Source organism: Rhodoferax sp. (assembly GCF_011391645.1).
In the GTDB taxonomy this organism is placed as follows: Bacteria; Pseudomonadota; Gammaproteobacteria; order Burkholderiales; family Burkholderiaceae_C; genus Rhodoferax.
The window spans coordinates 1-7,005 of record NZ_JAABQC010000124.1 but is presented as its reverse complement, the minus strand read 5'-3'; the positions used below and the strand labels follow the sequence as shown (position 1 = coordinate 7,005).

Annotated in this window: 8 protein-coding genes; 5 read left to right on the top strand and 3 right to left on the bottom strand. The window is 60.2% G+C overall.

Features of this window, described 5'->3' with window-relative positions; translation table 11 throughout:
• On the bottom strand, positions 1–846 hold an 846-nt coding region (metK, locus tag GPS82_RS12795), incomplete at its 3' end, for a methionine adenosyltransferase (protein ID WP_296495327.1).
• Between the two features lie 190 nt (positions 847–1,036).
• Between metK and GPS82_RS12790 the strand changes: the two genes are divergently transcribed.
• Complete coding sequence (locus GPS82_RS12790) at positions 1,037–1,867, top strand: lysophospholipid acyltransferase family protein (RefSeq protein ID WP_296495325.1); 831 nt, start codon at positions 1,037–1,039, stop codon at positions 1,865–1,867.
• 25 nt (positions 1,868–1,892) lie between these two features.
• On the top strand, positions 1,893–2,759 hold the full coding sequence (locus GPS82_RS12785) for a lipid A biosynthesis acyltransferase (protein ID WP_296495323.1): 867 nt from the start codon (positions 1,893–1,895) through the stop codon (positions 2,757–2,759).
• Positions 2,760–2,802: 43 nt separating this feature from the next.
• Here GPS82_RS12785 and yihA read toward each other — a convergent pair whose 3' ends face one another.
• Positions 2,803–3,459: a ribosome biogenesis GTP-binding protein YihA/YsxC gene (yihA, locus tag GPS82_RS12780; protein WP_296495329.1), complete on the bottom strand. Its 657-nt coding sequence runs from the start codon at positions 3,457–3,459 to the stop codon at positions 2,803–2,805.
• Positions 3,460–3,613: 154 nt separating this feature from the next.
• Between yihA and GPS82_RS12775 the strand changes: the two genes are divergently transcribed.
• The 3 genes from GPS82_RS12775 to GPS82_RS12765 all read left to right on the top strand — a co-directional run bounded on the left by GPS82_RS12775 (position 3,614) and on the right by GPS82_RS12765 (position 6,092).
• Entirely contained in the window at positions 3,614–4,240 is a 627-nt protein-coding gene (locus tag GPS82_RS12775; protein ID WP_296495321.1) for a c-type cytochrome, read from the top strand.
• A gap of 182 nt (positions 4,241–4,422) precedes the next feature.
• Entirely contained in the window at positions 4,423–5,421 is a 999-nt protein-coding gene (gene msrP, locus GPS82_RS12770; protein ID WP_296495319.1) for a protein-methionine-sulfoxide reductase catalytic subunit MsrP, read from the top strand.
• Positions 5,421–6,092, top strand: a complete 672-nt coding sequence (locus GPS82_RS12765; RefSeq protein ID WP_296495318.1) for a protein-methionine-sulfoxide reductase heme-binding subunit MsrQ — start codon at positions 5,421–5,423, stop codon at positions 6,090–6,092. Before msrP ends, GPS82_RS12765 begins: the two co-directional genes overlap by 1 nt.
• 1 nt (position 6,093) lies before the next feature.
• Here GPS82_RS12765 and lysA read toward each other — a convergent pair.
• On the bottom strand, positions 6,094–7,005 hold a 912-nt coding region (gene lysA / locus GPS82_RS12760), incomplete at its 5' end, for a diaminopimelate decarboxylase (protein ID WP_296495316.1).

Genomic DNA, 7,005 nt, shown 5'->3' with positions numbered 1-7,005 from the left:
TGAGCGGTCCACTTTTGTCGGGTCTTTGCCGCTGAAGGCGCCGCCACCGTGCGGGCAGGCGCCGCCGTAGGTGTCGACAATGATTTTGCGTCCGGTCAGGCCGCAGTCACCTTGCGGGCCACCCACCACAAAACGGCCGGTGGGGTTGATCAGGTACTTGGTGTCGGCGGTCAGCCACTCCTTGGGCAACACCGGCTTGATGATCTCCTCGCGAATCGCTTCGTAAAAAGCATCGGTCATGCGGTGGCCCAGGCTCATCTCAGGGCTGTGCTGGGTGGACAGCACCACGGTGTCGATGCTGTGCGGTTTGCCGTCCACATAACGCATGGTGACCTGGCTCTTGGCGTCCGGGCGCAAAAAAGGCAGGCGGCCGTCCTTGCGCAATTGCGCCTGGCGCTCGACCAGCCGGTGGGCGTAGTAAATGGGCGCGGGCATCAGCTCGGGGGTTTCGTTGCAGGCGTAGCCAAACATCAGGCCCTGGTCGCCGGCGCCGGTGTTGAGGTGGTCGTCGCTGGCGTGGTCAACACCCTGCGCGATGTCGTTGCTCTGCTTGTCGTACGCCACCAGCACCGAGCAGCCCTTGTAGTCAATGCCGTAATCGGAGTTGTCGTAACCAATGCGTTTGAGGGTGTCGCGCGCAATCTGGATGTAGTCGACCGAGGCGTTGGTGGTGATCTCACCCGCCAACAGCACCAGGCCGGTGTTGCACAGGGTCTCTGCGGCCACGCGTGACTTGGGGTCCTGCTTGAAAATTGCGTCCAGAATCGCATCGGAAATCTGGTCTGCCACCTTGTCGGGGTGACCTTCGGAAACAGATTCGGAAGTAAATAGAAAATCGTTCGCCATGTTTTTAAGCCCTTGAAAAAATTAAACAACTCTTGCGCGTTGCTTGGGCTTTTGGGGCTGTCGGCGAACGCTTTAGCAGATTTGTCATTGGTATGACAAGGCACAATGGCAACCCAGATGGGGTGGCTGTTGTGTGTGTCGCCCTGCAAGTAGTTCCATAACTCAGCGACGCCCCTAGTTTATCCCACGCATGATCTCCCTTTTTAAATTGTTGTCAGCCTGGCCCTTGTGGTTGCTGCACGGCTTGGGCGCGGCACTGGGTTGGCTGGTTTTTCTGGTTTCCCGCGCCTACCGCGAGCGTTTTCTTGCCCATGCACGGCAGGCGGGTTTGGGTTGGCGCCAATGGCTGGGCGCGGTGGCGCAGAGCGGCAAGTTGGTGGCTGAACTGCCACGGCTGTGGCTGGGTCGGCCCGTGCATGTTGAGTGGACGGGTGCCGAACTGGTTGAGGCAGCGCTGGCGCAGCGGCGCGGCGTGGTGTTCTTGACACCCCATTTGGGCTGCTTCGAGATCGCCGCCCAGGCCTACGCGCAACGCTTTGGGCGCGCGGGCCAACCGGTCACGGTGCTGTTTCGCCCGCCGCGCCAGGCCTGGCTGCGCGATGTGGTGATGGCGTCGCGACAACGGCCGGGCTTGCAGACGGCGCCCACCAGTCTGTCAGGCGTGAAGCAAATGATCAAGGCGCTGAAACAGGGGCAATCCGTCGCTTTGCTGCCTGATCAGGTGCCGCCCAGGGGCATGGGCGTGATGGCCCCATTCTTTGGCCGCGAGGCGTACACCATGACCTTGTCGGTGCGCCTGGCGCAGCAAACAGGCGCCTGTGTGCTGTTGGCCTGGGGCGAGCGCCTGAGTTGGGGGCGCGGTTACCGGGTGCATGTGCAGACCATGGCAATGGCGTTGCCAGCCGATCTGCAGAGCGCCGTCACGGTGGTCAACCGTGCCATGGAAGCGCTGGTGTTGCAGTGCCCGCAACAGTATTTGTGGTCTTATGCACGGTACAAGCAGCCGCGCGACCTGTCGTAACGTGCCGCGGCCAAGGTAATTTTTTATGGCAACAAAACTTGCTCTTTATTTGATGCGGGCTTTGGCCCACTTGCCCTTGTCCTGGGTGCGCGCCCTGGGTCGGGTGTTGGGTTGGGTGCTGTATGGGGTCGTGGGGTCGCGCCGGCATGTGGTGCAAACCAACCTGCGCTTGTGTTTTCCGCAGCTTGATGCAAGCCAGGTGCGCGCCCTGTCGCGCCAGGTCTTTGTGCGCGTGTCCCAGGCCTGGCTGGACCGTGGCTGGCTCTGGCACGGCGCGCCAGACAAGGTGCGGGCCCGCCTGAAAATCAGCGGTGACGCAGCGCAACTCACTGGCACTGATCCGGTGGTGATTTTTGCCCCTCATTTTGTTGGCATGGATGCCGGCGGCACGGCCATCACGCAACAGTTGGCGTGCCACATGACCAGCATTTATACCAACCAGTCCAACAAAGTGGTGGACGCCTGGGTCAGGCAAGGCCGGCTGCGCTTTGGGTCACTCCAGTTGTTTGGCCGGGCCGATGGTGTCAAAACCATCATCGCCTCCCTGCGCCGAGGCGAGCCACTTTATTTATTGCCAGACATGAACTTTGGCCCGCATGAGTCGCTGTTTGTGCCCTTTTATGGCATCAACGCGGCCACGGTGCCATCACTGTCGCGGTTTGCCCGGTTGGGGCGAGCCAAGGTGGTGCCCGTGGTGACCCGCATGACGTCCTGGGGATATGAGGTGCAGGTGTTGCCGGCATGGTCAGACTTTCCGTCCGATGACCTGAGGGCCGACACAGCGCTCATGAATGCGCGCCTGCAAACCTACATTGATGCCATGCCAGACCAGTATTACTGGGTGCACAAGCGATTCAAGGACCGCCCGCCGGGCGAGCCCGGCTTGTATTGACAAGACTCGCTAAGAAAAGATCTGGGAGAACGGGTGAAGGCGCTTATTTGACAGCGCTGTCAGCTTGCGGGGCTTCGGGTTTTGTGGCGCTGGCGGGATGCGCCCATTGCCACAGCAGCGTTGCCACCTCCTCAACGCCCTGGCGCTTGGTGGCCGAGAACAGGCGCACTTCGCCGCCACCAGCCTGCAGTTTCATGATCGACAGCGCCTTGTTTTGTTCGGCGCGGGTGAGTTTGTCGGCCTTGGTCAAAATCACCAGGAATTTCAGACCTTCTTCGACGCGCGGGCGGACCACATCAAGCAGCACTTCGTCAAGCTCGGTGAGGCCGTGGCGGGGGTCGCACATGAGCACAATCGCCTTCAGGTTTTCGCGCGTCACCAGGTAGTTGGCCATCACCTGCTGCCAGCGGATCTTGTCCTGCTTGGGCACGGCTGCATAGCCGTAACCCGGCAAATCGGCCAGCACCGCGTCGGTCACGCCCTGCTTGCCCAGGGAGAACAGGTTGATGTGCTGGGTGCGACCGGGTTTTTTGGAGGCAAAGGCCAGCTGTTTTTGCTGGGTCAGGGTGTTGATGCAGGTGGACTTGCCGGCGTTGGAGCGGCCCACAAAGGCAATTTCGGGCACTTCCAATGGCGGCAAAAAATGCAGTTGCGGTGCCGTGGTCAGGAACTTGGCGGTGTGAAGCCAGCCCAATGCCACCACCGGACTCACCGTTGCGGGCGGCGTTTCGCTCTCGGCAGAAGTGTTTTGCGTAGCTGGATTGGTTTGAATTGTCATAGGGCGCAGTCTGGTGAATTGAGCCATTGTAGAATTGCGCCGTTCACGCTCCCTCTAACAACTGATTTGCCCACCTATGAAGCTGTCTGCATCATTCATCGTAGCCGCCGCGTTGGCCGCCACAGTTTTTTCAAGTGTTGCCAGTGAAGCAGCAGCGCCAATCAAGGCAGATCTGGCCAAAGGTGAAGCCAGTTTTGCCGGGGTGTGCGCGGCCTGCCACGCGCCAGACGGCAACTCGCTGATTCCGGTGAACCCCAAACTGGCACAACAGCACCCCGAATACCTGGTCAAGCAGTTGACCGAGTTCAAGGCCGGCAAGCGCGAAAACGCGGTGATGAATGGCATGGCTGCTCCCCTGAGCAACGATGACATGAAAAACATCTCTTACTGGCTGAGCAGCAAGAAGGCCACCCCCGGCGCCGCCAAGGAAAAAGACTTGGTGTTGCTGGGCGAAAGAATTTACCGTGGCGGCATTGCAGACCGGCAAATCCCGGCCTGCGCGGGTTGCCACAGCCCCAATGGCGCAGGCATCCCGTCGCAGTATCCGCGCCTGAGCGGCCAGCACGCGGAGTATTCTGTTGCCCAGTTGACGGCCTTCAGGGACGGCGTGCGTAACAACAACCTGCAGATGACCCAGATCGCCGCCAAGCTCAATGACCGCGAAATCAAGGCTGTGGCCGATTACATTGCCGGGTTGCGCTGATTTCTCACGTTCCAGGAAAGCAGGGCCGCGCCAGTGGCCCTTGACTGAAAAGGCTGATCGCTTTGTTCGATCAGCCTTTTTTTTGGTTCAACCATGCAGGGCGGCGGTAATTTTTTTAAGGCACAGCAGGTTTTTGTAAGAACGCCTATCCTTTGGCGACCAAATGTCCAAAGGAATTCGCCATGCTCATCAAAACCAATGCCAAAGGCTTCACTCACCCCGCGGCCAGCGAGATCACGTCACCGCTGGCCTACCAGTCGCGCCGCGACCTGATCCGACTGATGGCAACCGGTGCAGCGGGCGCCGCGCTGGCCTCTTGGGCTTCGCGTGAGGCGTTTGCGCAAGCCTGGGTTCCGCCCGGCCAGCAGGCGGCACTCGCGCGCAGCAAAACATCGGTGAACGGTGCTTTGACCATGGAAAAAGTGACCGAGTACAAACACGCCAGCACCTACAACAACTTTTATGAATTTGGCACCGACAAGGCCGATCCTGCCAAAAACGCCCACACGCTCAAGACCAGCCCGTGGTCGGTCGAGATCGAGGGCCTGGTCAAAAAGCCGGGTCGCCTTGCGCTGGAGGATTTGCTCAAGCTCAGTGCCCAGGAGGAGCGCATTTACCGTCTGCGCTGCGTCGAGGGCTGGTCAATGGTGATTCCATGGGTGGGTTATTCGCTGTCGGAACTGATCAAAAAAGTGGAGCCGCTGGGGAGTGCCAAATATGTGGAATTTGTGACGCTGGCCGACCCCAAGACCATGCCGGGCCTGGGGTCGAAGGTGCTGGACTGGCCCTACGTGGAAGGCCTGCGCATGGACGAGGCGATGCACCCGCTCACCCTGCTGGCGTTTGGCATGTATGGCGAAGTGTTGCCCAAGCAAAGCGGTGCGCCCCTGCGCCTGGTGGTGCCTTGGAAATACGGTTTCAAGAGCGGCAAGAGCCTGGTCAAGATCCGCTTTACCGACAAGCAACCGGCGACCGCCTGGAACAAGGCCGCGGAAAGCGAATATGGTTTTTACTCCAACGTCAACCCCGCTGTGGATCACCCGCGCTGGAGCCAGGCCGACGAGCGTCGCATTGGCGAAGACGGCCTGTTCGCCAAAAAGCGCAAGACGCTGTTGTTCAACGGTTACGAGGCGCAGGTGGGCCAGTTGTACGCCGGCATGGACCTGAAAAAGTTCTTTTGATGCAGACCGGCAAGGCCTCGGGACTCTTGCCCGCGTTCACCAGGGGCTGTCTGCATCCGCTGGCCAAGCCCTTGCTGTTTGTTGTCGCCTTGCTGCCATTCTTTTATTTGTTGTGGGGGGCTGTATTCGACCAGTTGGGGGCCAATCCGGCTGAAGCCCTGGTTCGCTCCACCGGCGACTGGACGCTGCGCATGTTGTGCGTCGTGCTGGCGGTGACGCCCCTGCGGGTGCTGTCCGGTATTGCGGCGTTGGCGCGTTTTCGGCGCATGTTGGGCTTGTTTGTCTACTTTTACCTGCTGCTGCACTTATTGAGCTACAGCGGGTTCGACATGGGCTTTGATGTGGCCGACATCGCCCGGGACATTGCCAAGCGCCCGTTCATTCTGGTCGGTTTTGCCGCCTTTGTGCTGCTCACCAGTTTGGCGCTCACCTCCTTCAACCGGGCCATCAAGGCGCTCGGCGCCAAAAACTGGCAACGCTTGCACAAGGCGGTGTACCTTGTCGCGGGCTTGGCCATCCTGCATTTTTTCTGGATGCGCGCTGGTAAAAACGACTTTGCCGAGGTCGCCGTTTATGCCGCAGTCCTCGCGGTGCTGCTGGGTTGGCGCTTGTGGCGCTACCTGGAAAAAGATGGCCTGAAGCGCTTGTTCCAGCAGCGAACTTCAGTTTGAATCAGCGTTTTGACGCGTTTGTTGCCACAGTCAAGTGTTCCAGCCGCATTTGATCCGCATAACTCTCGCGCTCGCGAATCAAATAGGCCTGCCCGCCATCCACCAGCACTTCGGCGGCACGGTTGCGCGTGTTGTAGTTGCTGGCCATGCTCATGCAGTAGGCGCCCGCCGACAGCACGGCCAGCAAGTCGCCCGGCTGCACGCTTAACGCACGGTCGTGGCCAATCCAGTCGCCGCTTTCGCAGATCGGGCCAACCACTTCCCAGGTCTCGGCGGGCTCGCTGCGCGGTTTGAGCGGCACAATCTGGTGAAAAGCCTGGTACATGGCCGGGCGCGGCAAGTCGTTCATGGCGGCATCAACAACGCAAAAGTTCTTTTGCTCGCCGGGCTTCAAGTACAGCACCTCAGTAAGGCACACCCCCGCATTGCCGACCAAAGAACGGCCAGGTTCGATCATCAGCGCCCGGTCGCCAAAACCGCGGGCATCCAGCTTGGCCAGCAATTGGGTCCAAAGCTGGTCTGCGGCAGGGGGCGTTTCGCCGTTGTAATCAATGCCCAGGCCACCGCCCAGGTCAATGTGGTGAATGGGCACGCCCGCGGCTTCAATCGCCTGCACCAGGTCCAGCATGCGGTCCATGGCATCCAGATACGGGGCTTCCTGGGTAATTTGCGAGCCAATGTGGCAATCAATGCCTTTCACGCGCAGGCCGGGCAGGGCAGCCGCGTGCTGGTAGGTTTGCAGCACCCGTTCATGCGCAATGCCAAACTTGTTGTCTTTCAGGCCCGTTGAGATGTAAGGATGGGTTTGCGGGTCCACGTTGGGGTTGACGCGGATGCTCACCGGCGCTTGCAGGCCCAGGCTCAGGGCGACCGCATTGAGCACCTCAAGCTCGGCTTCGCTCTCCACATTGAA

Excerpts from the sequence above, each read along its gene's own strand:
- msrP (WP_296495319.1), top strand. The coding sequence starts at position 4,423 with ATGCTCATCAAAACCAATGCCAAAGGCTTCACTCACCCCGCGGCCAGC.
- GPS82_RS12790 (WP_296495325.1), top strand. The coding sequence starts at position 1,037 with ATGATCTCCCTTTTTAAATTGTTGTCAGCCTGGCCCTTGTGGTTGCTG.
- GPS82_RS12775 (WP_296495321.1), top strand. The coding sequence starts at position 3,614 with ATGAAGCTGTCTGCATCATTCATCGTAGCCGCCGCGTTGGCCGCCACA.
- GPS82_RS12765 (WP_296495318.1), top strand. The coding sequence starts at position 5,421 with ATGCAGACCGGCAAGGCCTCGGGACTCTTGCCCGCGTTCACCAGGGGC.
- GPS82_RS12785 (WP_296495323.1), top strand. The coding sequence starts at position 1,893 with ATGGCAACAAAACTTGCTCTTTATTTGATGCGGGCTTTGGCCCACTTG.